Here is a 26,587-nt window from a genome sequence, read left to right on the forward strand (position 1 = left end):
GAGGCTCTATTGATGCCTCCGATAACATTAAAATGGTTGATTCACCATTACACGAAAAATGCTATCTTCACTTCCCCATGCAACCTCAGTACGAACAACGACGCCCTCGACTTGAAAACGAATTGCACCACCTGCGCTCCATTTCATATCTTCATGTAGGGTCTTTAAGTTATATTCATCTGCTACTCGTCCTACATCTGTAAACGCGACCCATTGCCACCATGGCACATTATATAAGCTAAATACTGGCCATGAACCCAACGGTTGCCATTCAGGCATCACTCTATATTCAACCGTGTAACTGATAGCAGATCGGCCGTGAAAACGCCCGGCAGTAAAACTTCGCAATCGAAATAATCCACCTAGCTTTACACTTTCATATTCAGGAGGCCGTTGGCATTGATTGTTTGAACAATTATTCCATGTTGGGGTATCTGCTGTATAAACACTAAATGCTAGAACTTGCTTATTGAAAAAATCGTTTAAGGGGCCGATATCCCAATACTGACTATTATGTAAGGCCACTATCGCCCACTGACTATCGTCTTTGTATTCTGGAGAATAGGTTACTTCGATTTGCGTTCTAGACCCCTCTGTTGGGTTCCTATTATCGTTCTGATTATTCCAGTCAAATTCTAATTTAACTCCCCACGTTTCTTCGGCACTTTGGTCGTTTGTACTTAACTCTCTAGAGGCAAAAAAAGGTTGAATTTCAAATGAGCTAACACCACTAGTAAATGGGTTTGATCCTTTGACCTCTCGATTAGGTGTATATCCGGCGGCTACACCAAGGTTTTCACCTTCTCCCCACGGCAAAATATATCGAAAAGAAAAACGATACTTCTCTTCAATACCTGTTGTCTCTGTTACATCCAATGACGAGGAGTTATTGTTGCCTTGATCTCCAAGGTAATAATCGTAATCTACAAATTTACCATTATACAATTCAATACCTAATAACCAGTTTCCAGGTGCCTGATAATTAGCAAGTGCGCCGTAAGTGACATAGGTATCTTTGTCAGAATAGAGCCCCATGACCAATAGGCTCATCTGGGGCTGTAAAATACCCGTCGCTACACCAGCAACACCAACCGTATTACCCATGGAGTCCGAGGTGAAAAAGAAAGGAACAACAGCAGAATCTGGTACCCAATTTGGCCAGCCATTACTGTATGCGGGTGTACTGCATACCAATAAAATAAAAGATGAGATGAGACTGACAAGGAAGGTTAAAACTTTCATTCATTTCGCTCAGTGAGATATTGCATCTCAACTCGAGGGGTTAGCTTAGTAACCAATTCATAGGCGATCGTACCAATATGTTTCGCGACGTTTTCCACCGGCAGTGGTGCTCCCCATAGAATAACCTCATCGCCGACGCAATCTACTGCTTCTGGCCCAAGATCGACAGTAAGCATGTCCATTGATACTCGTCCCGCAATAGGCGCTATTCTACCGTTAACCCAAACGGGTGTTCCATACGGAGCCGTTCTTGGGTAACCATCGCCATAACCGATTGCGACAACCCCGATCTTAGTATCACGTTTGCTGGTCCAGATAGCGCCGTAGCCCACGCTTTCACCCGCCTTGACGTCTCGTACAGCAATTAAACATGATTTAAGGGTCATAACAGGCTTGCAGTGGTAATCTGTCGCGTCATCGTCTGAGAACGGTGACACGCCATACATAATAATCCCGGAGCGGTTCCATTCTAAGCGACTTTCGGGCCACACAAGAATACCAGCGGACGCCGCGATCGAACGTTCGCCTTCATACGGTTCGGTTAGCTCTAGAAATAATTTAGTTTGCTCTAACGTGATTGAACTCTGTCGTTCATCAGCGCAGGCAAAATGGCTCATAAAACGAATCGGTTTGGCAATATTATCGCAACGGTTAATTCGGTCAACAAAGTCAGAAAAATGCTCTGGTCTAACACCAAGTCGGTGCATACCGCTATCAAGCTTAACCCATACTTTGACTGGCGTTTCGAGTGTTGCATTCTCTAAGGCCTCAAGTTGTTCGATGCTATGAACCGCGGTCTGAATATTATTCGTAGTTAAAATAGGCAAATCGAGTGAAGAGTAGAACCCCTCTAAAAGCAGGATAGGTTTTACTATCCCTCCCGCCCTTAATTGCAGAGCTTCTTCTATGCGGGCGACACCGAACGCGTCCGCGCTGTCTGAGTTTTGAGCAATTTTCAATAAGCCATGACCATAGCCATTAGCCTTCACTACAGCCAATAACTTACTGTTAGGCGATTTTTGACGAATAATATCTAGGTTGTGTCTAAGTGATCGTAAATCAATAACGGCAGTGGCTGCTTTCATATAGCTCATGAACTATAACCTTATTATTCGTCGTCAAATGCAGGGCCTGCATAGTTATCAAATCGAGAATATTGACCTTGAAAAGTAAGTCGAACAGAACCGATTGGGCCGTTACGTTGCTTGCCAAGAATAATCTCAGCAATACCTTTCATCGTACTATCTGGATGGTAGACCTCATCCCTATAGATAAACATGATCAAGTCGGCATCCTGCTCGATAGAACCCGATTCACGTAAATCGGAGTTTACTGGTCGTTTATCGGCACGTTGCTCTAGGGAACGGTTTAACTGCGAGAGCGCAACAACTGGGACATTCAGTTCTTTAGCCAACGCTTTAAGCGAGCGTGAAATTTCTGCAATTTCTAACGTACGGTTTTCGCTAATAGAAGGGACACGCATTAATTGAAGGTAATCTATCATTATCATGCTTAGGCCTCCATGTTCACGTGCCACACGTCTTGCACGCGAACGAAGTTCGGTCGGTGTTAGACCTGAACTATCGTCAATCAGCATATTTTTCTTCTCCATTAGAATGCCCATGGAAGAAGAGATACGAGCCCAGTCTTCATCATCTAACTGACCCGTACGAATCTTGGTTTGATCAACTCGAGAAAGTGAAGCAAGCATACGCATCATTAGCTGTTCTGCGGGCATCTCTAATGAGAATATAAGTACTGGTTTATCTTGAGACATTGCTGCGTTCTCACACAGGTTCATTGCAAACGTGGTTTTCCCCATAGATGGACGAGCTGCGACGATGATTAAGTCGGAGCCTTGTAAGCCAGCCGTCTTTTTATTGAGGTCAGCAAATCCCGTATTTAGCCCAGTAACACCATCTTGAGGTGACTTGTAAAGTATCTCAATTCGTTCAAGCGTTTTTTCCAAGATGGAATCCACACTTTGAGGGCCTTCATTTTCACCCGTTCTTTCTTCGGCAATAGCAAATACTTTACTTTCTGCAAGGTCGAGCAAATCTTCAGATGTTCTACCTTGAGGATCATAGCCCGCATCCGCAATTTCATTCGCGACACCAATAAGGTTACGAACTAATGCTCTCTCGGCAACGATATCTGCATAAGCATTAATGTTCGCTGCACTTGGCGTATTTTTGGCAAGATCCGCTAGGTAAGCAAAACCGCCAACCTCTTCTAGCTGTTCTCTTTGCTCTAGGAATTCAGATAGCGTAATAAGATCTAATGGGTTGCTATCTTCTAATATCGCTTTAACACCTTCAAAAATATGACGATGCGGTCGACTATAAAAATCTTTTGCTACCACTCTTTCTGAGACAGTATCCCAACGTTCATTATCCAGAAGCAATCCCCCTATCACTGACTGCTCAGCTTCCAGAGAATGAGGTGGAACCTTAATTGCGTCTACTTGGGTGTCGGCAATATTTTTGTTTCGGATTTCGACCATGGTGATACTCAATAACTAGTTATAGCGCCACATTATAGCGGTATTCCATCATTTGTAATCCCCAAATAGAAAAAACGAGAATTAACATCGCCTTGACGATTAGATATGCTACATACTTATACTATTGTGCCCATTCTATCAGCGAGCGTGTTTCGTGTATTTTAGGTTATTCCCACCATGCATCCGGATTGCTAGCGGATTGATAATGAGCGGACTGTTTTTCAGCACATCAACGTTGGCAGAAGATAGCCTTGATGACAATCACGAAAGCTCGCCATTAAAATCAGAGATTGAATTTGGTTATCAGTCCCATACCGGGAATACTGATTCCCAAGCATTGAATTCACGTGTGGATGCAGAATACACCTCTGGCCGCCACCGACATTCCGGCGAGTTTAAACTGCATAAACTAGACAAAAATGGGGAAGAGGATAAATTTCAACTGACATTTGAAGCACAAAGTGACTACAAATTAGGCACAGGAATTTATCTGTATGGCGGGTTCAAAGGCATTGACTCTAGGCACAGCGCCTATTACAAAGATTACACCTTATCGGGTGGCCTCGGTTATCAGGTCGCAAACTCAAAAGACCTATTGGTTGAAATAGAGATCGGACCGGGTTACCGATATCAGGAACCGAATTTAGATGAGCTCGACGATGATGACATCATCTTCCCAAATATTGTCCAAGAGCCTATTTTTAGAGGGCAATTCAGCTCCAACTGGCAAATAATCGATAGCTTTTCCCTTTCTGCTAAGGTGACATTAACAACGGGCGAAAGTAACTCTAAAGTGGATACGGAGTTGAGTGCGATCAACAATATTACTGATGATATTGCTTTAAAAATCGTTCATGAAAAGCAATCCCATAGCAAAGTGCCTAATGGTTTAAGTGACACAGAGTCCAGTTTATCGGTAAACTTATTATTTATTTTCTAAACACTGAATAACAGACATAAAAAAACACCAGCCAATGGCTGATGTTTTTTCGTCGTCACGGGTACTGAGATTACTCAGCAGCAACAACTTGTAGAGTAACTGTAGCAAATACTTCTGAATGAAGTTGGATGCTAACGTCAAACTCACCAATGTTGCGAAGAGCGCCTTCAGGAAGACGAACTTCACTTTTAGCGACTTCAACGCCTGCCGCAGTAATTGCGTCAGCGATGTCACGAGTACCGATAGAACCGAATAGTTTGCCTTCGTCACCAGCTTTAGATGCGATAACAACCGCTTCTAGAGCATTAACTGTCTCTGCGCGAGCTGCTGAAGCAGATAACTGCTCAGCTACTTTAGCTTCAAGTTCAGCACGACGAGCTTCGAACATTTCAATGTTAGACTTAGTCGCCATAACTGCTTTATTCTGTGGAATAAGGAAGTTACGAGCATAACCAGATTTAACATTAACTGTATCGCCAAGGCTACCTAGGTTACCGATTTTATCAAGTAGAATAACTTGCATTGTTTAATCCTCTCTCTTAATAAAACGTACCGATTACTGATGCTTATCAGTATAAGGTAGTAGTGCTAGGTAGCGCGCACGCTTAATAGCGCGAGCTAATTGACGCTGATATTTTGCGCTTGTACCAGTAATACGACTAGGTACAATTTTACCAGCTTCAGTGATGTAATTTTTAAGAGTTGCTACGTCTTTGTAATCAATCTCTTGTACGCCTTCTGCAGTAAAACGGCAGAATTTACGACGACGGAAGAAACGAGCCATGGGCTATCTCCTGATCTTAAATTTTTGATTAAGTATGTTGAGAATTATTAACGACCTAAGGTCAATAATAATTACTCAGCTGCTTCTGGCTTAGCTTCTGTACGCTCTTCACGGTCATCACGACGTGGAGCACGTTCATCATCACGACGTGGAGCACGTTCTGCACGCTCTTCACGTTGTTTAAGCATAATAGACTGCTCAGTAACTGCAGCTTTAGTACGCATGATCATGTTACGTAGAACTGCATCGTTAAAACGGAAAGCAGTTTCTAGTTCGTCAATCACATCTTGACCAGCTTCTACGTTCATAAGAACGTAATGAGCTTTATGAAGCTTGTTGATTGGGTATGCCATTTGACGACGACCCCAGTCTTCTAAACGGTGAACAGTACCGCCAGCTTCAGTGATAGAACCAGTGTAACGCTCGATCATGCCAGCAACTTGCTCGCTTTGATCAGGGTGCACCATGAATACGATTTCGTAATTTCGCATGTTTGCTCCTCACGGATTAGTAGCTTCCACAAATGGCTCGGTCGTCCAAGGGAAGCAAGGAACTAGTATAAAATGACCGAGAATTAAGGACGGCAAATATTATAGAAAAAAGGTGTCAATGACAAGGGGTATTTTGGCTATTGAATCTAGAATATCGAACAGGCTCCACCCTATTAGAAATATTATACGATTTAGCACGTTATATAACGAATAGAGGGAGCTCAAACAGTGAGTGTTTACGAACACCTACGAGTCAAAACTGAACCTAACTTCTTTGCCTAATTGCTTCGAATAGACAAACGCCTGACGCAACGGAGACATTTAAACTCGACACGCTGCCCGCCATTGGGATCTTAATTAAATCATCACACGTTTCTCGAGTTAAACGACGCATTCCGTCACCTTCTGCTCCCATAACGATTGCTAACGGACCCGTTAATTTGGCTTGATATATGTCGTGTGTAGCTTCGCCGGCTGTACCTACAATCCACACTCCCTGCTCTTGAATTGCACGCATAGTACGTGCCAAATTTGTCACACGGATGAAAGGAATCGTTTCTGCAGCGCCACATGCAACTTTGCTTACTGCAGCAGTCAATGGTGCTGACTTATCTTTTGGCACAATCACAGCGGCAACACCCGCAGCGTCCGCATTACGTAAGCAGGCCCCCAGGTTATGAGGATCGGTTACCCCATCTAGAATAAGAAACAGGGGTTGCTTTTGTGTCGCTAAGATTTCATCTAAGTCATTTTCGTTCAGCGTTTTTGCCGATTTAACGCGACCAATAATACCTTGGTGGTTTGCACCTTGCGCTTTGTCGTCCAACGCTTTTCGACCCATTTGCTGAACCGAAATACCAAACTGTTGCAATTGCTTAATTAGCGGCATCAAACGATCATCGTGACGACCTTTTAATACAAAGGCTTCAATAATACGCGCAGGATCTTTCTCTAACACTGCTTTTACTGCATGGATACCGTAGATAAATTCGTTACTCATTTTTTACTCTTTTTAAATGCTTTATTTAGATAATTAGCTTTTACTATCAGACTGATTATTTTCGGTTTTTTTAGCCTTAGCTTTTTTTGACCTTGGCTTTTTCTTTCGAGCTTTTTGAGCCTTGCTTTTTTTGTCAGCTGACTTAGGTTTGCCAACCTCTTCAGTTGTTCCATCAGGTCGCTTGGTTGGTTCAACCATCGCTTTTGCTTTTCCACCACGTCGTTTTGATTTCGACGCTGGTTTTTTAACTGAAGGGGCTTTTTTATCTGCTTCTGTCGCTCGTTTCTTAGCTGTTTTACCTTTGCCACGCGGTTGACGACTTGTTTCAACTAATTCAAAGTCTATTTGCCTATCATCAAGGTTAACAGATCGCACTTTAACTTTAACGCTATCACCCAAGCGATAGATATTACCAAAGCTTTCGCCCTTCAGGCGTTGGCCTATTGCATCAAAAATGTAGTAATCGTTAGCCAACGAAGATATATGTACTAAACCATCAATATGTAAATCAGATAAACGCACAAAGAAGCCAAAGCCAGTTACGTTAGCGATAACGCCATCGAGTTCCTGACCTACGTGGTCTTGCATATATTCACATTTGAGCCAATCAGACACTTCTCTTGTTGCATCATCTGCTCTACGTTCCGTTATTGAGCACTGTTCACCATATACGTCCATATCATCAAAGGAATAATGATATCCACCCGTAGGCGTCCAACGGTCAGTATTACGACCTGCTTGCTTGGCTGTAAGATATTTTATAGCCCGATGCAAAAGGAGATCCGGGTAACGGCGTATTGGCGAAGTAAAGTGTGCATAGCGCTTTAACGCCAAGCCAAAGTGCCCTGCGTTATCTGGACTATAGATAGCCTGCTTCATCGAACGCAGTAGCATGGTTTGAATCAGCTCTTTATCTGGTCGTTCCCCTATGGTTTGCATAAGGTGAGCGTAATCCGTTGGCGAAGGTGTTAGTCCACCGCTTAGGTTTAGCCCTAACTCACCAAGAAAATCTCTAAAGCCCGTTAGCCTTTGTTCTCCTGGGGTTTCATGGACGCGATAAAGTGCCGGTTCTTTAAGTTTCTCCACCAAAGATGCCGATGCGATATTCGCTAAGATCATGCACTCTTCGATAAGCTTGTGCGCGTCGTTACGAACCACTGGTTCAATGCGATCTATCTTACGTTCTGCATTGAAGACAAATTTGGTTTCCAATGTTTCAAACTCTATCGCACCGCGTTGGTCTCTCGCACCTTTCAACACCTTGTACATGTTGTATAGCTCTTCAAGGTGAGGGACAAGTTCCCCATACCTTACTCGAAGTTCTTCATCCCCTGCGAGAATGTCACCGACCTTGGTATAGGTAAGACGAGCGTGTGAGTTCATTACCGCTTCATAATGCTTGTAACCTGATAACTTACCTGTTTCAGAAACGGTCATCTCGCAAACCATACAAAGCCTGTCTACCTGCGGATTTAACGAACAGAGCCCATTTGACAAAACTTCAGGTAACATTGGTACCACCTGAGAGGGGAAATACACTGAGTTGCCTCGATTTATCGCCTCTTTATCTAATGCTGTTCCTGGTCTTACGTAATAACTTACGTCAGCAATTGCGACCCATAACCGCCATCCACCACTTGGCTTCTTCTGACAAAAAACGGCGTCATCAAAATCACGCGCATCTTCTCCATCAATGGTCACTAGAGGAAGTTCTGTGAGATCAACTCTTCCTACTTTTGCTTCTTCAGGAACCTCTTCACCCAAGCCTTTAATTTGCTTGTCGACTGCTTCTGGCCAAACATTAGGAATTTGATGCGTGCGTATAGCGATTTGCGTCTCCATTCCCGGAGCCATATTTTCACCAAGCACTTCAATTACTCGACCAGCCATGCCTCGTGAACGACTGCCACGATCGGTAATCTCAATGACTACGACATTACCCATTCGTGCCTGCATTTTTTCTTTTTCAGGGATCAGAATATCTTGATGAATTCGCGAGTCATCAGGGACAACATAGGAGTAACCTTGCTCTAAAAAAAAGCGCCCTACGATCTGCGTTTTTCGCTCTTCGAGCACTCGAATGAGTCGACCTTCTTTACGGCCACGCTTATCTGTTCCTGCTGGTTGAACAAGAACATAGTCTCCATGAATGATCGTACGCATTTGATGGTGTGGTAATAAGACGTCGTTCTCTTTTCCGACACTTCCTTCAGGGCGAACCCAACCAAATCCATCACGATGCCCAATCACGTAACCCTTGATCATCTCTAATTTTTCAGGCAACGCGTAGCATTGACGACGGGTGAATACGAGCTGCCCATCTCGTTCCATTGCCCTCAATCTACGACGCAACCCTTCATATTGTTCTTCTCCCGATAAACTCAACGCCTCAAACAGATCGTTTCGGTTCATTGGAACATTCGCTTGTTTCAAAAATTCAGTGATAAATTCTCGACTTGGCACTGGATTTTCATATTTTTCTGCTTCGCGATCAGCGAATTCATCTTTGGGTGTATTGTCTGACATGGGCAACCTGCTTTAGCAAGATAGGAGTTATTTTAAGTATATAGAAGTGTGGGAAAAATGAGTAACTAAAAAGACAAACGCCCCATTTAAATAGAGCGTTCTTAATACGGTATGTTCTTAAAGATTCGCGCGTTTTATATAAGCTACCAAAAAACCTCTCGCCTTTTTGCTTTCGCAATAATATTTTGCGGCATGCGTAAGGCTAAACCATCTCTTAAAACAGTAATTCTTTTATGTTGTCTTTTATTTGCAGTAACCGAATTATATAACCATCGATAAGCGTCTTCATAATCCAGTGGACTGCCGTAATCACGGAGGAGTAATTCGGCTAAATGAATCCTCGCATTTAAATTACCCATGGCTGCAGCTTCCCGCAGGTAGGGGATCGCCCGTTCTTTATCTTGTTGAACGATAGTGCCTCTAGAATAATAACGACCTAACTGCTCTAAGGCTGCAGGTAAACCTTGATGAGCAGCGTTTTCTATATAATAAAGGCCTAATTCTACATCTTTTTCGACACAAACACCCCAAGTCAGCATGTCTCCATAAAGCAGTTCATAAGCAGGTAAGCTGATCCTCGTTGCACGGGCAACGATATCTTCTACCAACTGACATCTATCTGCTTTTACTCGCTCTAGGTGTTTGTTGTTATTAATCAGTTTTATTAGCTCAGCTTCTGTATATATAGGCACTGGTTCACCCACGCTAGCAATCTCAGCTTTCGCCTTCGAGAGGGGTGACAGCACTAATAACAGGGAAGCAGCTATAAGTTTTAGCTTCATACCTGCACTCTTTAATCATACCGTGATTACTTATCGGCAGTTTACTGCCTCACTTTAGTCAAATATAGATCCTAAAAGTGATCTTTGTTCAGATCTTATACCAAGTTGAGTAAGTTGGTGATTAATATAAATACCATTCTTCAGAAGGCCAATACATCCTTGTACCCTTATTCGCGAGTTTCCCTGTCCATTGATACCTACCCTATGATATCCATATCGCTGATCCGTTAATGACCCGGCTTTGTATTATAACGCAACAAACAAGAACGACTATTTGAGCTGGCTGTTAACACAAAAAAGCCGACTACGTAATGTAATCGGCTTTTACTGAGACTTCTTTACCCTTAGCAGTTAAACGCTAAATGGGTGAACTCGAATTATGGTTTCGTGACGGTCAGGACCTGTTGAAACGATGTCGATAGGAACGCCTGTAAGCTCTTCAATACGTTTAATATAATCAAGAGCAGCTTGAGGCAGTTCATCTAATGACGTAGCACCAAATGTATTATCGCTCCAACCTGGCATTGTTTCATAGATAGGCGTCGCTTCTTCGAAAGCTTCAGCGGCCATCGGAGAAACTTTTAGCACATTACCATCTTTCATTTCGTAGCCAATGCATATCTTAAGTTCTTCTAATCCATCAAGAACATCAAGTTTAGTCAGGCAGAAACCAGAGATAGAGTTGATTTGGATAGCACGACGCATTGCAACGGCATCAAACCAACCACAACGACGTTTACGTCCAGTCGTTGCACCAAACTCATGGCCTTTAGTCCCTAAGTGGTAACCAACATCATCATCAAGTTCTGTCGGGAAAGGACCAGCGCCTACACGGGTACAATATGCTTTCGCGATACCGAGAATGTAGCCAATATGACGAGGACCAAAACCAGTACCAGCAGCAACACCGCCAGCCGTTGTATTTGAAGAGGTGACATAAGGATAAGTACCATGATCGATATCTAGAAGCGTGCCTTGTGCGCCTTCAAACATGATTTTATCACCACGTTTACGAGCGGCGTCAAGTTCATCCGTTACATCAATAACCATCGAAGTAAGCAAGTCAGCATAACCCATCACTTGCTCTAGTACGTCTTCATAACTGACAGCTTCTGCTTTGTAAAAATGAACCAGTTGAAAGTTATGGAAATCCATCACTTCTCTTAGTTTCTCAGCAAAAGTTTCTTTATCGAATAAATCACCAACACGAAGACCGCGACGAGCCACTTTGTCTTCATAAGCTGGACCAATACCACGGCCAGTAGTACCAATCGCTTTCTTGCCACGAGCAAGTTCGCGCGCTTGGTCTAAAGCAATGTGATAAGGCAAAATAAGTGGACAAGCTTCAGAAATGAATAGGCGTTCACGTACTGGAATGCCGCGCTCTTCAAGAGGTTTCATTTCTTCAAGTAGTGCATCAGGAGATAATACGACACCATTGCCGATAACACACTTTACGTTATCGCGAAGAATGCCTGATGGTATTAGGTGGAGAACGGTTTTTTCACCGTCAATGACTAAAGTGTGACCCGCATTGTGACCGCCTTGATATCTAACGGTATACTTTGCATCTTCTGTTAACAGGTCTACAATTTTTCCTTTACCTTCGTCACCCCATTGGGTGCCTAGAACGACTACATTATTTCCCATCTTTCCAGTTCTGATAGCTATTTAAAAATGGATTCTAGCACCTAACTCAACATCTTGCAGTCATTTTTTGAGCATAAAAACTTCATAAAACGGTAAGAGTCTAATTACACAAGAAATATCCTATTTAATCACAATTCAACTGCTCATTTTTCTTCCCTATGAAATGAAAACTCGGGTCGTACTTTTCGCCTGGGACATATAAAGGCGGATTAGGAAGGACATTAAGTTGATATTTATCAACACTATCAGTTGCGATTATAGATACCGGGTCAACCACCACAATCTTTCGTTCTGGAGCGAGTTTATGTACCGATGCACCAACACCTAAACCGCCTTCGGTGTGAAATTTTCCCGCCGTTAGAATCACTTTATGGTTTGGGTATTTATTCAATATTGTGACTATGCTTTCCCCCATGGTTTCATCACGCGTTATTTGAGCGGCAAAAAGAGTGTTTATTTGTGCTTCTGTTCCATGATGCATGGTGGCGATAAACTTCTTCTTATATGGGCTATCATCCGTCTCAATTTCCTGCGCAACAAATGATCTCTCTTCATCCGGTAATTTATTTAGGTAGCCTAACCCTTCTTTATTTATACACCGAACAATATCATTCGGTGCATTAGCTGCAATAACAGGTACTGCATTGTTTTTTGCATACTCTATAAGCGGTCGATAATCACTTGGGTAATTAGACCAAGCATCTCCCTGTTTAATAAGAGCTTGTTCACCAATATTCCCTTTTAGGTAATCATCAATTATTGACTGTTTATCTCGTGAGAACTGTTCCATAGCCAAAACAAAAGCAGTATTTTCAGCATTAAGTGCTTGTAATAAATCCGCTTGAAAGTGATGAACACCAGAATGAGAATGCCACTCTCCAACTAAAACCACATCCGCCGTCGCTATGTCATCTACAAAAGTGCGAAGGGAAATAGGAACACCAGACCGAGTGAGTTGGTAGTCGTACATATTAGAGAGGTCGTAAGCATATTGCGTCTGTTTTTGCACGCAACCAACGGTTAGGAACGGCACCAACAAAAAGAAGATTCTTCGCATAATAAACTATTCATTTCTAAAACAAATCATAACCACAGTATGGCTTATTTGTTATAAAATAAAATCAATACCAGTAACATTAAGTGTGAGATCGAATTAGCGACTCCGTTTCATTCACCTTAACCACGAACTCATTTAGCTCGGTATCCGCTCACAAACAACATTGGTTTATTTTTTCAACGACAAACGTCATGCATTAAAAAAGGAAGCCTAAGCTTCCCTTTTTTAATGCATGTTCTTCGAACACGTATTATTACAAAATCAATCGAGATTATTCGAAGATTTTAGCAACAACACCAGCACCAACAGTACGACCACCTTCACGAATCGCGAAGCGTAGACCGTCATCCATTGCGATTGGAGCAATTAGCTCAACCGTCATTTGGATGTTGTCACCTGGCATTACCATCTCTACACCTTCCGGCAAAGTGATGTCGCCTGTTACGTCCGTTGTACGGAAGTAAAACTGTGGGCGGTAACCTTTGAAGAATGGAGTATGACGACCACCTTCATCTTTAGAAAGAACGTAAACTTCTGATTCAAACTTCGTATGAGGAGTGATTGAATTTGGAGCCGCCAATACTTGACCGCGCTCTACGTCTTCACGTTTTGTACCACGTAGTAAAGCACCAACGTTCTCGCCTGCACGACCTTCGTCAAGCAGTTTACGGAACATTTCAACACCAGTACAAGTCGTAGTAGTTGTCTCTTTGATACCAACGATAACAACTTCGTCACCAACTTTTAGGATACCACGTTCGATACGACCCGTTACTACTGTACCACGACCTTGAATTGAGAATACATCTTCAATTGGTAGTAGGAACGGTAGATCCACTGCACGCTCTGGCATTGGGATATAGTTGTCTAGCGCTTCTGCTAGCTCAATGATCTTATCTTCCCACTCTTTCTCACCGTTAAGTGCGCCTAGAGCTGAACCTTGGATTACTGGAAGATCGTCACCTGGGTATTCGTATTCAGAAAGAAGTTCACGAACTTCCATCTCTACTAGTTCTAGTAGTTCTTCATCATCAACCATGTCACATTTGTTCATGAATACGATGATGTAAGGGATACCAACCTGACGTCCAAGTAGGATGTGCTCACGAGTTTGTGGCATAGGGCCATCTGTCGCAGCTACTACTAGGATACCGCCGTCCATTTGCGCAGCACCAGTGATCATGTTTTTAACATAATCGGCGTGTCCTGGGCAATCTACGTGTGCGTAGTGACGTGCTGGTGTATCGTACTCAACGTGAGACGTTGCAATAGTGATACCGCGCTCACGCTCTTCTGGAGCGTTATCGATTGATGCGAAGTCTTTCGCTTCACCGCCGTACACTTTTGAAAGAGTAGTACAGATTGCAGCAGTTAGAGTTGTTTTACCGTGGTCAACGTGGCCAATAGTACCAACGTTTACGTGCGGTTTCGTACGTTCAAATTTTTCTTTAGACACGATCGTGTTCCTTCCTAGTTATGATTCGCAACGGAATAAGCTCCGATGCGCGCCAGAATTTGCTATATTATGCGTCAACTCACGTTAGCGCAATATTTGAACTCATTGATCTTCCAAAAAAGAAGAAAAATGTGTCCTGTTTTTTAACCACGCTCTGCAATGATTGCATTTGCAACATTTTTTGGCACTTCAGCGTACTCACTAAACTCCATAGAGTAAGAAGCACGCCCTTGTGTCGCAGAACGTAAATCAGTTGCGTAACCGAACATGACAGACAACGGAACTTGTGCACGAATTATCTTCAGGCCAGCTGTTCCCTCGTCCATACCTTCAATGATACCGCGACGACGATTAATATCGCCAACAACATCACCCATCCAGTCTTCTGGAGTCGTTACTTCAACTTTCATCATAGGCTCAAGCAGAACTGGTTGCGCTTCTAATGCACCTGCTCTAAAAGCCATGGAGGCAGCGATTACAAACGCCATCTCACTTGAATCTACTTCATGATAAGAACCATTGAACAATGTAGCTTTGATATCCAGCACTGGATATCCTGCAAGTACACCATTATTCATCTGCTCTTCAACGCCTTTCGCGACAGAGCCAATAAACTCTTTTGGTACCGTATCATTAGCAATTTCGTTAACGAAGACAAAACCTTCGCCAACTTCTGATGGCTCTAGTTTCAGCCATACGTGACCGTACTGCCCTTTACCACCATGCTCGCGGATAAATTTACCTTCCGCTTTCGCTGTACCGCGAATAGTTTCACGGTAAGCAACTTGCGGATTACCAACGTTGCAATTAACGTTAAACTCACGCTTCATACGATCAACGATGATATCTAAGTGTAGTTCACCCATACCAGAAATCAGTGTCTGGCCAGTTTCGTCATCCATGTCAACACGGAACGATGGGTCTTCTGCCGCTAGCTTTCCTAACGCGTTCGTCATTTTTTCTTGATCAGCTTGAGAGCGTGGCTCTACAACGATCTGAATAACTGGTTCTGGGAATTCCATGCGTTCTAGAACAATTTTATGGTTCTGATCACACAGTGTTTCACCCGTAGTGACATCTTTTAAGCCAATAATAGCCGCAATATCACCTGCTCGCACTTCTTTTACTTCTTCACGCTTATTTGAGTGCATTTGAACAATGCGCCCTAAACGTTCACGCTGCTGCTTAACTGAGTTATAGGCCATTTTACCGCTTTCAACAACACCAGAATAAACACGAATAAAAGTTAACGTACCCACAAATGGGTCCGTTGCAATTTTAAACGCTAACGCTGAAAACGGTTCACTGTCATCAGCATGACGTTCTATTTCATTCTCGTTTTCATCGATGCCTTTAATTGCAGGCACATCAACGGGAGAAGGAAGGAAATCAACAACAGCATCAAGAACGGCTTGCACACCTTTGTTTTTAAAAGCACTACCACAAGTAGCAAGCACGATTTCATTGTTAAGAGTACGAGTACGGAGACCTTGTTTGATTTCCGCTTCTGTTAGCTCACCTTCTTCAAGGTACTTATCCATCAACTCTTCGTTTGCTTCAGCCGCAGCTTCAACGAGTTCTGTTCGGTATTCTTCCGCCATTTCTTGCATGTCAGCTGGAATGTCTTCATAAGTGAAGGTCATGCCTTGATCGGCTTCATTCCAGTTAATGGCTTTCATCTTGATAAGGTCAACGACACCTTTAAACTCATCTTCTGCACCAATGTTTAATTGGATTGGAACTGGGTTTGCACCAAGACGATCTTTAATCTGATCAATCACTCGTAAGAAGTCAGCACCTGTACGGTCCATCTTATTCACAAATACCAAGCGAGGCACATGATACTTATCAGCTTGACGCCAAACTGTTTCGGATTGTGGTTCAACACCAGACGCGCCACAGAATACAACCACGGCACCATCAAGTACGCGTAAAGAGCGTTCTACTTCGATAGTAAAATCTACGTGCCCAGGGGTGTCGATGATATTAATGCGGTGTTCGTCAAATTGTGCTTCCATACCACGCCAGAATGTCGTAGTAGCAGCCGAAGTAATAGTAATACCTCGTTCTTGCTCCTGCTCCATCCAATCCATGGTTGCAGCACCATCGTGCACTTCGCCGATTTTATGAGATAGGCCTGTATAGAACAGAATACGTTCACTGGTCGTTGTTTTGCCTGCATCAACGTGAGCAACAATACCAATATTGCGGTAGCGCTCAATCGGAGTTTTACGAGCCACGATTCTATCCTCTTACTATAGGGACTATTAATGTTTGAAAATATCTATTTGTTTAGAATCAATGCGCTACGCAAAAACAGAAACAAAGAACTATTTTGAAACAATAATATAAGCTTGGTTTTTCCAAAAGAAAAGCACTGCGAAGGACTTCGCAGTGCTTAAAGGTCTTATTACCAGCGGTAATGAGCGAACGCTTTGTTCGCATCTGCCATACGGTGAACGTCTTCACGTTTCTTAACAGCAGTACCTTTGTTCTCTGACGCATCTAGCATTTCAGCAGCTAGACGGTAAGCCATAGATTTTTCACCACGCTTACGCGCAGCTTCAACCAACCAACGCATAGCAAGTGCGTTACGGCGAACCGGACGAACTTCTACAGGGACTTGGTAAGTTGAACCACCCACACGGCGAGATTTAACTTCTACCGTTGGACGAACATTTTCAAGAGCTTCATCAAATACAGCTAAGTGATCTTTACCAGATTTCTCAGCCATAACTTCTAGTGCAGTATAAACAATTTTTTCTGCAGTAGATTTTTTTCCGTCAACCATAAGGATATTGACGAATTTTGCCAGCATTTCAGATTTAAATTTAGGATCTGGAAGGATCTTACGCTGACTAATTACGCGACGACGTGGCATAGGAATTTCTCCGTTGTCTTCTTCAGGTTATCCAAAACTTTTCAGTTTCTTCAAAATACAAAATAATTTAGTGTTTGGCCTTACTTAACGGATTTCATTAAGACTTAGGTCGTTTCACACCGTACTTAGAACGACCTTTCTTACGGTCATTTACGCCTGCACAGTCAAGTGCACCACGTACTGTGTGGTAACGTACACCTGGAAGGTCTTTAACACGACCGCCACGGATTAGAACAACTGAGTGCTCCTGAAGGTTGTGACCTTCACCACCGATGTACGAAGTTACTTCGAAACCATTTGTCAAACGCACACGACAAACTTTACGAAGCGCTGAGTTAGGTTTTTTAGGTGTAGTAGTATATACACGAGTACATACACCACGTTTTTGTGGGCACGCTTCTAGTGCTGGCACGTTGCTTTTAACAACTTGCTTTGCACGAGGCTTACGTACCAACTGGTTAATAGTTGCCATTAACTAGCTCCTGGTTTGCTGAAATTATGCTTCATGAAAAATCTAACCCTACTATGAGGGACGCAAGATTTTATGCACGGAAGGAAGGTCTGTCAAGGTATTTAGGGATCTTTTTGATCGTAAGGGAATGAACAATCGGTGGTCTTATTGCTTAATTCTTAGTCTAAAGTTATTAAGTATGGCCTTTATTAGAAATAACGTACTCAACTATATCAAAATTACCACATAACCAATATGACATCATTCCCATGTAATAGAAGCGGAATGCTTCTCTGTCAGCGCCACAAACCCAACGAAATCGACCGTTTTTTGGGTGCTATCGAGTATTACACCTCTAGCTTCTAAGTCAGCGATAAGGCAATAAGGCGCGCTAGTGGCGGCGACAAGATAGGTATTGGCTTTGTGCCCCTTTATCGCGGCATATACTGCGTCTTCAACCAAAAGCAGGTCATCATCTTTCAATGTATTAGCGATGGCCTCGGCTAACGAGCGATAATGCTTAACAATATGCAACATATTGATTTGTTCCTTAGAAAGTAAGCAGCTTATTGCAACGGTGTAACTGCTTCGCAAGGTCATCTGTGTTTAATCGGACGACATCAGCTAAAGCCAACATTGCTTCGGCCATACCGTTCGCTTTCAGAGAGTCAGAACAAACGTATATCTCTTCGATGTCATAAAGGTCCATAAGTTTAAACGCTGGCACATAATCTCTAGAATAAATAGAAGCTGTATTTTGATTTGTCATTAATTGAGTGACGCCATCGCCAATAAAAAACACCGCGATATTTTCACTGTAAGCAGAGGCCGCTAATAATGCGTCTAATCCTTCACGCCCTTTTGCCGAAGAATGAGGATGAGAGCGGAAGACAAATCCAATCTTCTTCAAAATTGCACCACTCTGTCTTGTGTCAATAATGCTTCAGCTAAACTGCCCAAACCGGCTTGTTCAAAACCATTAGTCAGATTAAACGTTTCGCGTTTGTGTTGAGTGGCTTCTTCTTGGCTCAATACCCCACGGCGCAGCGAAGCTGCGACACATGTTTCCAAACGGACATTATGTTTAATAGCCAGTTTTTGCCAAGCTACCGTTAAGTCAAACTCATCGTTGGCAGGCACCACCAGTTTAGAACCATTGGTTACCCCTTCTTGATAGAAAAATACGGAGACGAGTATATGACCTTTCTCAAGCACCGCATTAGCAAACGCATATGCATTTCTTGCCGACTGAGAGCCATATACACTACCGTTAACAACAAGGGTGTAACCTAAACTCACTTTTCTCCATCCTCAGTTTTACGCTGACGAATATAAAGATAGACGGTATGTTTGGAAATATTCAAGCGGTCTGCAACACGGTTAATCGCATCTTTTATATCAAAAATACCTTTGTCGTAAAGCTCCATAACAATCTGGCGGTTTTTAGTATTATTCGATACCGACTTATCCGCATTGATATCTTCGATACTCTGTTCCACGGTTTGATCAACCAATTCAACCACATCGCTTGCAAAGTTTACTGTGGAGGCCGCTTCTTTTGCCTCATCTGTTGGCATGAAAGATTCCAGAACTTGAGAGAATGGCGCATCTAGATTGATATTGATACAAAGCAAACCGATGACACGATTATTGCCGTTGCGAATAGCGATTGTGATAGATTTCATCAATACCCCGCCCTTCGCTCGAGTAAAGTAAGGTCTAGAGAAATTACGCTCGGAACCCTCAATATCCTTAAGCATTTTCAGCGCCATATCCGTAATTGGCGATCCTACATGTCTACCCGTATTCTCACCATTGGCGATCTTGATCGCTGATGTATCTAAGCTCTCCAATGAATGAAGAACAATTTCACAGAATGGACCGATTAAACCAGCAAGACCATCCACTACAGCTTCATAGGATTTTAAAATGGTCAGATCATGCTCGCTAAATGGTTCAACAAATACGGAATCCATTTCGAGTAACGCTTCTGCGTGAACGATTTCTGATGTAGCCACTATTTACAGCCTCGATTTAAAAATCAACAAATTAGTGCAAGTTTATCAGAAAATTTGAATTGCGCATCGTTTTGATCAGTTTGGTTTGTCGTCAAAAAAAAAAGGCTCCGGATATCCGAGCCTTTTTTATTCGTTTTTTTAAAGAAATTATTCCGCAGCAGGCGTTTCTGCTGGTGCTTCTTCAACTTCACCGTTATCAATGCTGATCAATTCAACTTCAAAAACGAGAGTTGAGTTTCCAGGAATAGTCGGCGTATCTTGTGGTCCGTATGCTAACTCTGGTGGGATAACAAACTTATATTTTGACCCTACAGACATAAGTTGCACGCCTTCAGTCCAACCAGGGATCACTCGATTAAGAGGGAACGTAGCAGTAGCGTCGCGATCATATGAACTGTCAAACTTAGTCCCGTCGATTAATGTCCCAACATAATGCACTTCAACCGTATCGGTTTCAGCAGGCTTATCACCCTCTGCTGGTGTCATTACTTGGTAAAGAAGACCAGATTCAGTTTTCATTACGCCTTCTTGCTTTTCAAATTCAGCACGGAATTCTTCGCTTGCCTTCATTGCTGCTTCAGCATCTGCTGCTGCTTTTGCCTGCATCTTTTCGCTAACGGTTTTTTCAAAACTTTCAAGCGCTAAGCGTAGCTCATCGTCTGTCATTTTTTCTGTATCAGCAAAAACATCTTCAATACCTTGAAGTACAAGTTCTTTCTTTAGCTCAATGCCAATTTCAGTTGAGCCGTCAATGCTCGATTCAATGTTCTTGGCGAAATAAAGACCGAAAGCGTACGCCGCTTTGTCTTCTTCTGTTTTAAAGTGAACTGCTTTTTCAGCCTCAGCTTGTGCCTGCTCTACCACTGGAGCTGCTTCAACTTTCGGTGTTTCTTCTTTTTGACAACCTACAGCCAACATTACAGTTGCAGCGAGTAGGGACACTTTAAACAAAGGTTTCATTAAATTCTCCAAATTAATGGCATAGCCATTTACGTCAGTACACAGTTCTCATCAAATATAATGAAATGTGCAAAATTATTTGTGTATCAATATACTAGGGTTATGCCTCTCGACACAAACTGGATTCTTGATAAGAATGCGAATAATCTCTCATTATATGCTATTGGGTATTGTCATCACTCTGTTAAATGGTTGTTTTTTTTCATCTCAAGATGAAGAAAGGTGGACCATTGAGCCAAAAGGCACCACTAGTTTTGCCCTTAGTAGAGATGCCCGCTTTGCATTACTTTACTCAAAAGAGCATCAGTTGTTATTGTGGGACCTACAAGAGAACCAAGAATTAGCCTCTTTAGGTAAACAGGATCTCGATGGAAACACGGTTTCCCACATACGTATTTCTGATAACAGTCGTTATGCCGTTACATCCACACAACTCAACTTCGCTGTTTGGGATCTTTCCTGGAGCCAAGCTGAAGGGCTTTGGTCTGTCTCCGACGGATTAATCCGGGATATAGATATATCAAGCAATGGCGAACAGGTATTATTAGGTCTATCTAATAGAAAGGCCATTTACGTCAATTTAGTCACCGGAAGGCGATTAGAGTTCCTTGCTCACAGAGAAAAAGTCAATACCGTCGCAATTTCCTCGAACGGTAAGTTTGCTTTGAGCGGCGGTAATGATTACAAAGCTTATTTCTGGAGTACCGACACTGGCCAACCGTTATTTCAATTTGAACATAAGGCAAGAATTAACAGAGTTGCTTTGCAGCGAGATGGTAAGTACGCATTTACGTCAGATGGAGCAAGTGACAGTTTTATCTGGGATCTTAAGACGGGCAAGAAAATTTCAGCACTCAAATCTCTTTCAAGGCAATTGGTGTTCTCTAGTGCGCGTTTCTCCGATGATGGGAGTTACTTAGTCACCGGTTCTCCAAACGGGCGCGTAATGCTTTGGGATACGCAAACAGGGAAACGTTTAGACGGATGGGATGTGGAACCACTAAAAGATACTCGCCCTCCACGTGCAGTCGTGTATGATGCCGCCTTTGACCGTCAAAATAGAATAATATCGGCGAGTTCTGCTGGTATTGCACAGGCTTGGAATATAGAAGATGACTAACAATACGATTCAAGAATTACAGCAACGCATCGAAGATCTAGAATATAAAATGGCTTTCCAAGAGCAGACGATTGATGAACTAAACGAAGCGCTTAGCCAACAACAACTGCTGATCACTAAGATGCTAGATCAGATGAAATATGTCGTAGGGAAAGTAAAGAATCTAGATCCTTCGAATATGGCAGATGCTTCTGAAGAAACACCGCCACCACATTATTAGATTTGAAAAGTACGATTAAGAGACAATTACACAGATGTAAAAACAGGGTCAATTTTGAATAGGATAAGGCTAGTCGTTCAGTCTCTAGCCTGTCACTTCATCAACAAATATTGCCACTTTCAATTCACCAGACGTATCTATACTGGCGCGATACATGCCTGAACTGTTTATTGCATTATGGATGTTTCCTTGATGATCAATGGCGATTAATCCACCTTCACCTCCCATCAATTTTAGCTCACCTTGTATAACCATTTCACTCGCGGTATACACATCTTCTTTAAGATATCTCATTCGAGCTGCGACATCGGCTGCCACCATTTTTCGAATAAAACACTCACCCATACCCGTAGTAGAAATAGCAACATTGTGGTTTTCAGCAAAGGTACCAGCACCAATAATGGAAGAATCACCAACGCGACCATATTTTTTATTGGTTAAGCCACCTGTACTTGTCGCCGCGGCAAGATTGCCTTGCCGATCCAATGCAACAGCCCCAACGGTTCCAAATTTCTTATCGTCTGGAAACTTGGATTCAGAAAGACCGAATATACCCGCCTCTTTCATTGAGAGCAGCTGCTCATAACGGCGATCAGTGAAGAAATAATCTTGCTCGGTGTAATCAAAACCATTTTCAAAGGCAAACTGTTCAGCCCCATCACCGATTAAAAAAACATGTTCACTTTTCCTCATGACTTCGCAAGCAAGTTCTATTGGGTTTTTAATATGTTTAACCCCGGCAACTGCGCCCGCCTCCATCTGTTTTCCATGCATCACAGACGCATCCATCTCAACCATTTCTGTATGGGTCAACACCGAGCCTTTTCCAGCATTAAAATGAGGGCAATCTTCTAATACCTTTACCGCTGCAACGGTTGCGTCTAAGGCATCTCCATCTTGTCTCAAAATGTCGTATCCCGCTCGAACAGATTTTTCAAGGGCCCTTCTTATCTCGCCATCTAATTCTGGTGTTAGATTTTTTTTTAGGATGGTTCCGGCACCACCATGAATAGCTAATGCGAATGGAGATATCGACATAAATCGTCCTTAATCTATAAACAAAAAAACCCTAAATATCTCATAAAGAGTGCTTAGGGTTTTATTTTAATCAAATCTAAACCAACAACAAAGGTTTGTTGGTTTAAGGTTAATCAACCTTAGTGTGAACAGCCACAACCGCCGCCGTTTTCACCTTTTTCTTTACCACCGCCACCGCAACAGCCTTCTTTTTTGCCTTCGCCGTGATCGTGCCCTTCGCCACCACAACAACCGCCTTCATGGCCATGATCGTGGTCGTGACCACAACCACCTTCATCATGAATGTGACCGTGTTCCAATTCTTCTGCTGTTGCTTCGCGAGTTGCCATTACTTCGACATCAAATGTCAATGTTTGACCAGCAAGCATGTGGTTACCATCGACGACAACTTCATCACCATCCACTTCTGTTACTTCAACAGGGATTGGGCCCTGATCAGTATCGGCTAAGAAACGCATACCGACTTCAATCTGCTCTACACCTTGGAATACATTCGCAGGAACACGCTGTACTAACGCATCATTATGTTCACCGTACGCATCTTCTGGAGTGATGGTTGCAGTAAATTTGTCCCCTGCTTTTTTACCTTCAAGTTCGGCTTCAAGGCCTGTAACGAGGTTGTTGTGACCATGTAAATAATCTAAAGGGTTTTCCGCTGTTGCTTCATCAACTACAACACCTTCTTCAAGCTTCACTTGGTATGCAAGGCTTACAACAACGTTCTTTTCAATATTCATTTCTGCTCCAAAGAGAATTAGGGGTAGTTAAACTATCTACCAACAAGATTTATATATGTTCCGAATAGGGGCTATTATGGGGGCAAAAAAAAGAAACTCAAACCCTACGGCTTAAAAAAACCGATCATATCGTCATCCGCATGCTCTGATGACTCAACAGATTTAGGTAACCGTTTATCTATATGGCCGCATTCAACGCACTCTACCATTTCAATACTATTCTCTACCCACCAGCGAAGTGAATCTTGTGTAGAGCACTTCGGGCAACTTGCTCCCGCAATAAATCGTTTTTTAATTTTCATCGTAATTTAACCTATTCGAATTCTATTTCCAGTGGTTGGTCGATTGGTTATCAGTTTCCATCTCTTGACCGAATATTTCTTCTAACTCTTTTCGAGACTCTTTTGAGCGCTGGGCAAGGTCTTTATCATCGGTATGCTTAGGTAACAACTCTCTCAGCATCGCGTTATCCAGCTTACGAAAGTGATCCTCTGATCTTTTTGCCTGATACGGATGCATTCCTAGTTCAACGAGTAACTGTCGACCTAAATCCAGTGCACCTAAGAACGTTTCACGGGAATAGTTTGGTACGCCATGATTCAATAATTGATATGCCTCTACACGGCTTCGAGCACGAGCAAATATTTTCAGATTAGGAAAATGCTGTTGGCAGATTTCCACAATATGTAAGATCTCGTCAGGGCTATCGGTACAGGCAACTAAAGCTTCCGCTTTATCCGCACCAGCGGCACGTAACAGATCCAATTGAGTCGCGTCGCCATAAAACACTTTGTAGCCATATTTTCTCAGCAATCGTATCTGGCTAGCATCACTTTCTAATACGGTAATACGGATCTTATTGGCATACATGAGTCGACCGACAACCTGACCAAAACGGCCGAAGCCGGCTATAATCACTCTTGGATTTCGATTAACCACATCTTCTTGTGCAAGTCCTTCATCATTGTTAATTGTTGCAGAAAACCATTTCTTCTGTACAAGCAGTAACAACGGTGTGGTCACCATAGACAAACTCACCACAACTAATAAAAAGGCAACCAATTCAGGGTCTAATAAGTTCTCAGCTTGCGCCGCAGTGAACAGAACAAAAGCAAACTCACCACCTTGGCTCAAAATCGCCGCCATTCGACTTCGAGCTTTCGCTTGAGTGCCAAAAAGGCGAGCCAATATGTAGAGAATCCCTCCTTTTATTGCAACGAGAATAACCACCGCCACCAAAATTTTAAAGGGCTCTAAAATAATGAGGCCTAAGTTTACTGCCATGCCAACTGCGATAAAAAACAACCCAAGCAACAAACCTTTAAACGGTTCAATGGCCACTTCCAGTTCATGTCGATACTCACTTTCGGCAAGCAGAACACCAGCAAGAAAAGTACCGAGTGCCATAGACAAACCTAGGCTTTGCATGATTAACGCAATACCAATGACCACAAGAAGTGCAGCCACGGTAAACAACTCTCGTACACCACTGGTCACCACATATCGAAACAATGGGCGCAATAAAAAATGGCCACCAACGAGCAACACAATAATAGAACCAAAAGTCGTCATAGTATCGAGCCAATCACCTCCGCCATTCCCTCCTGCAAGTACAGGTAGTATGGCCAACATTGGTATCACGGCAATATCTTGGAATAAAAGAACAGCAAAGCCGGATTGACCTGTCTCTGAACCAGCTAAACCCTGCTCTTCAATAACTCTGAGCGCTATCGCAGTGGAAGACAAGGCTAGCCCCATTCCTACCACCAAACTGGTTTGCCATGACAGCCCAAAGAAGCTTGCGATGCTGGCAAGTACACAAGAGGTCACCACCACTTGTGCACCACCCAAACCCAAAATAGGGTTTCTCATTTGCCATAATTTTTTGGGATTAAGTTCTAAGCCGATAAGAAAAAGTAATAACACCACACCAAATTCGGCAAAATGAAGGATAGCGTCTACATCACTGATTAACCCAAAACCCCAAGGTCCAATTGCGACACCAGCGAGTAGATACCCTAAGACTGAACCTAACCCCATTCGTTGAGCAAGTGGCACGGCCACAACGGCTGCGGACAAAAAAATCACACTACTTTGCAAAAAATCATTCGTCATTGCCATCAGCTAAGTCCTCCGATTTTTCTATTTCGTACGATTCCCATGGATTCATTAACCAATGACGGTAGGCTTCAGCATGCTGCAATCGTTCCACATCAGAGATATGCCTAGCCCAATGCAAAACTATCGGCTCCATCCAGTTCATTCGACACAAGCCCGCCGTTAACTCAAATGGCTGTAGTATCTCTTCCATTGGGTATTTGTTATAGCCTGACGGGGCAAAAGCTTCTCGTGCACCTCCGGTTGTAATAACACTACGCCAATGCTTTCCCTTTAAAGCGCAGTTGTCACCAAAGGCAAAACCTTTACCCAACACCCTATCCATCCACTCCTTCAAAAGCGCAGGGCAAGAATACATAAACAAAGGGTGTTGAAATACGACGATATCGTGAGACAGCAAGAGTTGATGTTCTTTTTGAACATCAATGAAAAAGTCTGGATACTGGGCATAGAGATCATGAATCGTCACGTGATCGAGATCTTGTATCTTTTTTAACATCACATTATTGGCAACAGAAGTACCCGGTTCCGGATGGACAAAAATCACCAAAATACGTGGTAGAGGCATAGTCGCGTCTATCATTCCTTGAAGAGCTTCCTTTTGCATTTAGTT

28 protein-coding genes are annotated in these 26,587 nt (G+C 42.8%); 3 read left to right on the forward strand and 25 right to left on the reverse strand.

Annotated elements, in window-relative coordinates; genetic code table 11:
• Positions 1-27 precede the first annotated feature (27 nt).
• From IUZ65_RS15160 to IUZ65_RS15170, 3 genes are read right to left on the reverse strand one after another with little or no spacing between them, the layout of a single operon-like run.
• Positions 28-1,242, reverse strand: coding sequence for a BamA/TamA family outer membrane protein (locus IUZ65_RS15160; protein WP_195704502.1), 1,215 nt, complete (start codon positions 1,240-1,242; stop codon positions 28-30).
• Positions 1,239-2,336, reverse strand: a complete 1,098-nt coding sequence (gene alr / locus IUZ65_RS15165; protein ID WP_195704503.1) for an alanine racemase — start codon at positions 2,334-2,336, stop codon at positions 1,239-1,241. The genes IUZ65_RS15160 and alr overlap by 4 nt, the downstream gene beginning before the upstream one ends.
• 14 nt (positions 2,337-2,350) lie before the next feature.
• Positions 2,351-3,745, reverse strand: coding sequence for a replicative DNA helicase (locus IUZ65_RS15170; protein WP_195704504.1), 1,395 nt, complete (start codon positions 3,743-3,745; stop codon positions 2,351-2,353).
• Positions 3,746-3,950: 205 nt separating this feature from the next.
• Between IUZ65_RS15170 and IUZ65_RS15175 the strand changes: the two genes are divergently transcribed.
• Positions 3,951-4,685 carry a DUF481 domain-containing protein gene (locus IUZ65_RS15175; protein ID WP_195704505.1) on the forward strand — a complete coding sequence of 245 codons (735 nt, stop codon included), beginning with the start codon at positions 3,951-3,953 and terminating at the stop codon, positions 4,683-4,685.
• 70 nt (positions 4,686-4,755) lie between these two features.
• Here IUZ65_RS15175 and rplI read toward each other — a convergent pair whose 3' ends face one another.
• The 17 genes from rplI to fkpA all read right to left on the reverse strand — a co-directional run bounded on the left by rplI (position 4,756) and on the right by fkpA (position 20,741).
• Positions 4,756-5,208 carry a 50S ribosomal protein L9 gene (gene rplI / locus IUZ65_RS15180; protein WP_195704506.1) on the reverse strand — a complete coding sequence of 151 codons (453 nt, stop codon included), beginning with the start codon at positions 5,206-5,208 and terminating at the stop codon, positions 4,756-4,758.
• Between the two features lie 33 nt (positions 5,209-5,241).
• Positions 5,242-5,469, reverse strand: coding sequence for a 30S ribosomal protein S18 (gene rpsR, locus IUZ65_RS15185; RefSeq protein WP_000090471.1), 228 nt, complete (start codon positions 5,467-5,469; stop codon positions 5,242-5,244).
• A 71-nt stretch (positions 5,470-5,540) separates the two neighbouring features.
• A complete protein-coding gene (rpsF, locus tag IUZ65_RS15190) occupies positions 5,541-5,960 on the reverse strand; it encodes a 30S ribosomal protein S6 (protein WP_195704507.1) in 420 nt (139 codons plus the stop codon).
• Between the two features lie 265 nt (positions 5,961-6,225).
• Positions 6,226-6,960, reverse strand: coding sequence for a 23S rRNA (guanosine(2251)-2'-O)-methyltransferase RlmB (rlmB, locus tag IUZ65_RS15195; RefSeq protein WP_195704508.1), 735 nt, complete (start codon positions 6,958-6,960; stop codon positions 6,226-6,228).
• A 33-nt stretch (positions 6,961-6,993) separates the two neighbouring features.
• On the reverse strand, positions 6,994-9,486 hold the full coding sequence (gene rnr / locus IUZ65_RS15200) for a ribonuclease R (RefSeq protein WP_195704509.1): 2,493 nt from the start codon (positions 9,484-9,486) through the stop codon (positions 6,994-6,996).
• 143 nt (positions 9,487-9,629) lie between these two features.
• Positions 9,630-10,268 carry a flagellar protein MotX gene (motX, locus tag IUZ65_RS15205; protein ID WP_195704510.1) on the reverse strand — a complete coding sequence of 213 codons (639 nt, stop codon included), beginning with the start codon at positions 10,266-10,268 and terminating at the stop codon, positions 9,630-9,632.
• 351 nt (positions 10,269-10,619) lie between these two features.
• Positions 10,620-11,918, reverse strand: coding sequence for an adenylosuccinate synthase (locus IUZ65_RS15210; RefSeq protein WP_195704511.1), 1,299 nt, complete (start codon positions 11,916-11,918; stop codon positions 10,620-10,622).
• Positions 11,919-12,042: 124 nt separating this feature from the next.
• Positions 12,043-12,975 carry a ChaN family lipoprotein gene (locus tag IUZ65_RS15215; protein WP_229638068.1) on the reverse strand — a complete coding sequence of 311 codons (933 nt, stop codon included), beginning with the start codon at positions 12,973-12,975 and terminating at the stop codon, positions 12,043-12,045.
• A gap of 271 nt (positions 12,976-13,246) precedes the next feature.
• The gene (gene tuf, locus IUZ65_RS15220; RefSeq protein WP_195704512.1) at positions 13,247-14,431 is read right to left on the reverse strand and encodes an elongation factor Tu; all 1,185 of its coding nucleotides are present in this window, start codon (positions 14,429-14,431) and stop codon (positions 13,247-13,249) included.
• Between the two features lie 143 nt (positions 14,432-14,574).
• Complete coding sequence (fusA, locus tag IUZ65_RS15225) at positions 14,575-16,671, reverse strand: elongation factor G (RefSeq protein ID WP_195704513.1); 2,097 nt, start codon at positions 16,669-16,671, stop codon at positions 14,575-14,577.
• Between the two features lie 170 nt (positions 16,672-16,841).
• The gene (gene rpsG, locus IUZ65_RS15230; RefSeq protein WP_195704514.1) at positions 16,842-17,312 is read right to left on the reverse strand and encodes a 30S ribosomal protein S7; all 471 of its coding nucleotides are present in this window, start codon (positions 17,310-17,312) and stop codon (positions 16,842-16,844) included.
• A gap of 97 nt (positions 17,313-17,409) precedes the next feature.
• Complete coding sequence (rpsL, locus tag IUZ65_RS15235) at positions 17,410-17,784, reverse strand: 30S ribosomal protein S12 (protein WP_005417208.1); 375 nt, start codon at positions 17,782-17,784, stop codon at positions 17,410-17,412.
• 240 nt (positions 17,785-18,024) lie between these two features.
• Positions 18,025-18,300, reverse strand: a complete 276-nt coding sequence (gene tusB / locus IUZ65_RS15240; RefSeq protein WP_195704515.1) for a sulfurtransferase complex subunit TusB — start codon at positions 18,298-18,300, stop codon at positions 18,025-18,027.
• Between the two features lie 13 nt (positions 18,301-18,313).
• The gene (gene tusC / locus IUZ65_RS15245) at positions 18,314-18,673 is read right to left on the reverse strand and encodes a sulfurtransferase complex subunit TusC (RefSeq protein ID WP_195704516.1); all 360 of its coding nucleotides are present in this window, start codon (positions 18,671-18,673) and stop codon (positions 18,314-18,316) included.
• Entirely contained in the window at positions 18,670-19,062 is a 393-nt protein-coding gene (gene tusD, locus IUZ65_RS15250; protein WP_195704517.1) for a sulfurtransferase complex subunit TusD, read from the reverse strand. The genes tusC and tusD overlap by 4 nt, the downstream gene beginning before the upstream one ends.
• Complete coding sequence (locus IUZ65_RS15255; protein ID WP_229638194.1) at positions 19,059-19,739, reverse strand: helix-turn-helix transcriptional regulator; 681 nt, start codon at positions 19,737-19,739, stop codon at positions 19,059-19,061. The genes tusD and IUZ65_RS15255 overlap by 4 nt, the downstream gene beginning before the upstream one ends.
• A gap of 189 nt (positions 19,740-19,928) precedes the next feature.
• Positions 19,929-20,741, reverse strand: a complete 813-nt coding sequence (fkpA, locus tag IUZ65_RS15260) for an FKBP-type peptidyl-prolyl cis-trans isomerase (protein ID WP_195704519.1) — start codon at positions 20,739-20,741, stop codon at positions 19,929-19,931.
• Positions 20,742-20,877: 136 nt separating this feature from the next.
• On the opposite strand from fkpA, the gene IUZ65_RS15265 reads away from it, so the two are divergent.
• Both IUZ65_RS15265 and IUZ65_RS15270 read left to right on the forward strand, forming a co-directional pair.
• The gene (locus IUZ65_RS15265; protein ID WP_195704520.1) at positions 20,878-21,861 is read left to right on the forward strand and encodes a WD40 repeat domain-containing protein; all 984 of its coding nucleotides are present in this window, start codon (positions 20,878-20,880) and stop codon (positions 21,859-21,861) included.
• Positions 21,854-22,081 (forward strand): SlyX family protein, encoded by a 228-nt coding sequence (locus IUZ65_RS15270; protein ID WP_195704521.1) that lies wholly within the window; start codon positions 21,854-21,856, stop codon positions 22,079-22,081. Before IUZ65_RS15265 ends, IUZ65_RS15270 begins: the two co-directional genes overlap by 8 nt.
• Positions 22,082-22,165: 84 nt before the next feature.
• On the opposite strand, the gene IUZ65_RS15275 is transcribed toward IUZ65_RS15270, so the two are convergent.
• The 5 genes from IUZ65_RS15275 to kefG form a co-directional block, all read right to left on the reverse strand.
• On the reverse strand, positions 22,166-23,119 hold the full coding sequence (locus IUZ65_RS15275; RefSeq protein WP_195704522.1) for an isoaspartyl peptidase/L-asparaginase family protein: 954 nt from the start codon (positions 23,117-23,119) through the stop codon (positions 22,166-22,168).
• Between the two features lie 119 nt (positions 23,120-23,238).
• Positions 23,239-23,856 carry a peptidylprolyl isomerase gene (slyD, locus tag IUZ65_RS15280; protein WP_195704523.1) on the reverse strand — a complete coding sequence of 206 codons (618 nt, stop codon included), beginning with the start codon at positions 23,854-23,856 and terminating at the stop codon, positions 23,239-23,241.
• 104 nt (positions 23,857-23,960) lie between these two features.
• Positions 23,961-24,158 carry a YheV family putative zinc ribbon protein gene (locus IUZ65_RS15285; RefSeq protein WP_195704524.1) on the reverse strand — a complete coding sequence of 66 codons (198 nt, stop codon included), beginning with the start codon at positions 24,156-24,158 and terminating at the stop codon, positions 23,961-23,963.
• 22 nt (positions 24,159-24,180) lie between these two features.
• Positions 24,181-25,977 carry a glutathione-regulated potassium-efflux system protein KefB gene (gene kefB, locus IUZ65_RS15290; protein ID WP_195704525.1) on the reverse strand — a complete coding sequence of 599 codons (1,797 nt, stop codon included), beginning with the start codon at positions 25,975-25,977 and terminating at the stop codon, positions 24,181-24,183.
• The gene (gene kefG / locus IUZ65_RS15295; protein WP_195705137.1) at positions 25,961-26,557 is read right to left on the reverse strand and encodes a glutathione-regulated potassium-efflux system ancillary protein KefG; all 597 of its coding nucleotides are present in this window, start codon (positions 26,555-26,557) and stop codon (positions 25,961-25,963) included. Before kefG ends, kefB begins: the two co-directional genes overlap by 17 nt.
• Positions 26,558-26,587 lie beyond the last annotated feature (30 nt).

It is taken from the genome of Vibrio sp. VB16 (assembly GCF_015594925.2).
Classification (GTDB): Bacteria; Pseudomonadota; Gammaproteobacteria; order Enterobacterales; family Vibrionaceae; genus Vibrio.

What these genes read in the sequence shown, in the direction of transcription:
- IUZ65_RS15210 (WP_195704511.1), bottom strand. Translation starts at nt 11,918, where the DNA reads ATGGGAAATAATGTAGTCGTTCTAGGCACCCAATGGGGTGACGAAGGT.
- slyD (WP_195704523.1), bottom strand. Translation starts at nt 23,856, where the DNA reads ATGAATATTGAAAAGAACGTTGTTGTAAGCCTTGCATACCAAGTGAAG.
- IUZ65_RS15285 (WP_195704524.1), bottom strand. Translation starts at nt 24,158, where the DNA reads ATGAAAATTAAAAAACGATTTATTGCGGGAGCAAGTTGCCCGAAGTGC.
- IUZ65_RS15170 (WP_195704504.1), bottom strand. Translation starts at nt 3,745, where the DNA reads ATGGTCGAAATCCGAAACAAAAATATTGCCGACACCCAAGTAGACGCA.
- rpsF (WP_195704507.1), bottom strand. Translation starts at nt 5,960, where the DNA reads ATGCGAAATTACGAAATCGTATTCATGGTGCACCCTGATCAAAGCGAG.
- rpsL (WP_005417208.1), bottom strand. Translation starts at nt 17,784, where the DNA reads ATGGCAACTATTAACCAGTTGGTACGTAAGCCTCGTGCAAAGCAAGTT.
- kefG (WP_195705137.1), bottom strand. Translation starts at nt 26,557, where the DNA reads ATGATAGACGCGACTATGCCTCTACCACGTATTTTGGTGATTTTTGTC.
- rpsG (WP_195704514.1), bottom strand. Translation starts at nt 17,312, where the DNA reads ATGCCACGTCGTCGCGTAATTAGTCAGCGTAAGATCCTTCCAGATCCT.
- tusB (WP_195704515.1), bottom strand. Translation starts at nt 18,300, where the DNA reads ATGTTGCATATTGTTAAGCATTATCGCTCGTTAGCCGAGGCCATCGCT.
- IUZ65_RS15270 (WP_195704521.1), top strand. Translation starts at nt 21,854, where the DNA reads ATGACTAACAATACGATTCAAGAATTACAGCAACGCATCGAAGATCTA.
- IUZ65_RS15215 (WP_229638068.1), bottom strand. Translation starts at nt 12,975, where the DNA reads ATGCGAAGAATCTTCTTTTTGTTGGTGCCGTTCCTAACCGTTGGTTGC.
- fkpA (WP_195704519.1), bottom strand. Translation starts at nt 20,741, where the DNA reads ATGAAACCTTTGTTTAAAGTGTCCCTACTCGCTGCAACTGTAATGTTG.
- rnr (WP_195704509.1), bottom strand. Translation starts at nt 9,486, where the DNA reads ATGTCAGACAATACACCCAAAGATGAATTCGCTGATCGCGAAGCAGAA.
- IUZ65_RS15275 (WP_195704522.1), bottom strand. Translation starts at nt 23,119, where the DNA reads ATGTCGATATCTCCATTCGCATTAGCTATTCATGGTGGTGCCGGAACC.
- kefB (WP_195704525.1), bottom strand. Translation starts at nt 25,977, where the DNA reads ATGGCAATGACGAATGATTTTTTGCAAAGTAGTGTGATTTTTTTGTCC.
- rpsR (WP_000090471.1), bottom strand. Translation starts at nt 5,469, where the DNA reads ATGGCTCGTTTCTTCCGTCGTCGTAAATTCTGCCGTTTTACTGCAGAA.
- rlmB (WP_195704508.1), bottom strand. Translation starts at nt 6,960, where the DNA reads ATGAGTAACGAATTTATCTACGGTATCCATGCAGTAAAAGCAGTGTTA.
- alr (WP_195704503.1), bottom strand. Translation starts at nt 2,336, where the DNA reads ATGAGCTATATGAAAGCAGCCACTGCCGTTATTGATTTACGATCACTT.
- IUZ65_RS15160 (WP_195704502.1), bottom strand. Translation starts at nt 1,242, where the DNA reads ATGAAAGTTTTAACCTTCCTTGTCAGTCTCATCTCATCTTTTATTTTA.
- rplI (WP_195704506.1), bottom strand. Translation starts at nt 5,208, where the DNA reads ATGCAAGTTATTCTACTTGATAAAATCGGTAACCTAGGTAGCCTTGGC.
- motX (WP_195704510.1), bottom strand. Translation starts at nt 10,268, where the DNA reads ATGAAGCTAAAACTTATAGCTGCTTCCCTGTTATTAGTGCTGTCACCC.
- IUZ65_RS15175 (WP_195704505.1), top strand. Translation starts at nt 3,951, where the DNA reads ATGAGCGGACTGTTTTTCAGCACATCAACGTTGGCAGAAGATAGCCTT.
- IUZ65_RS15265 (WP_195704520.1), top strand. Translation starts at nt 20,878, where the DNA reads ATGCGAATAATCTCTCATTATATGCTATTGGGTATTGTCATCACTCTG.
- IUZ65_RS15255 (WP_229638194.1), bottom strand. Translation starts at nt 19,739, where the DNA reads ATGGATTCCGTATTTGTTGAACCATTTAGCGAGCATGATCTGACCATT.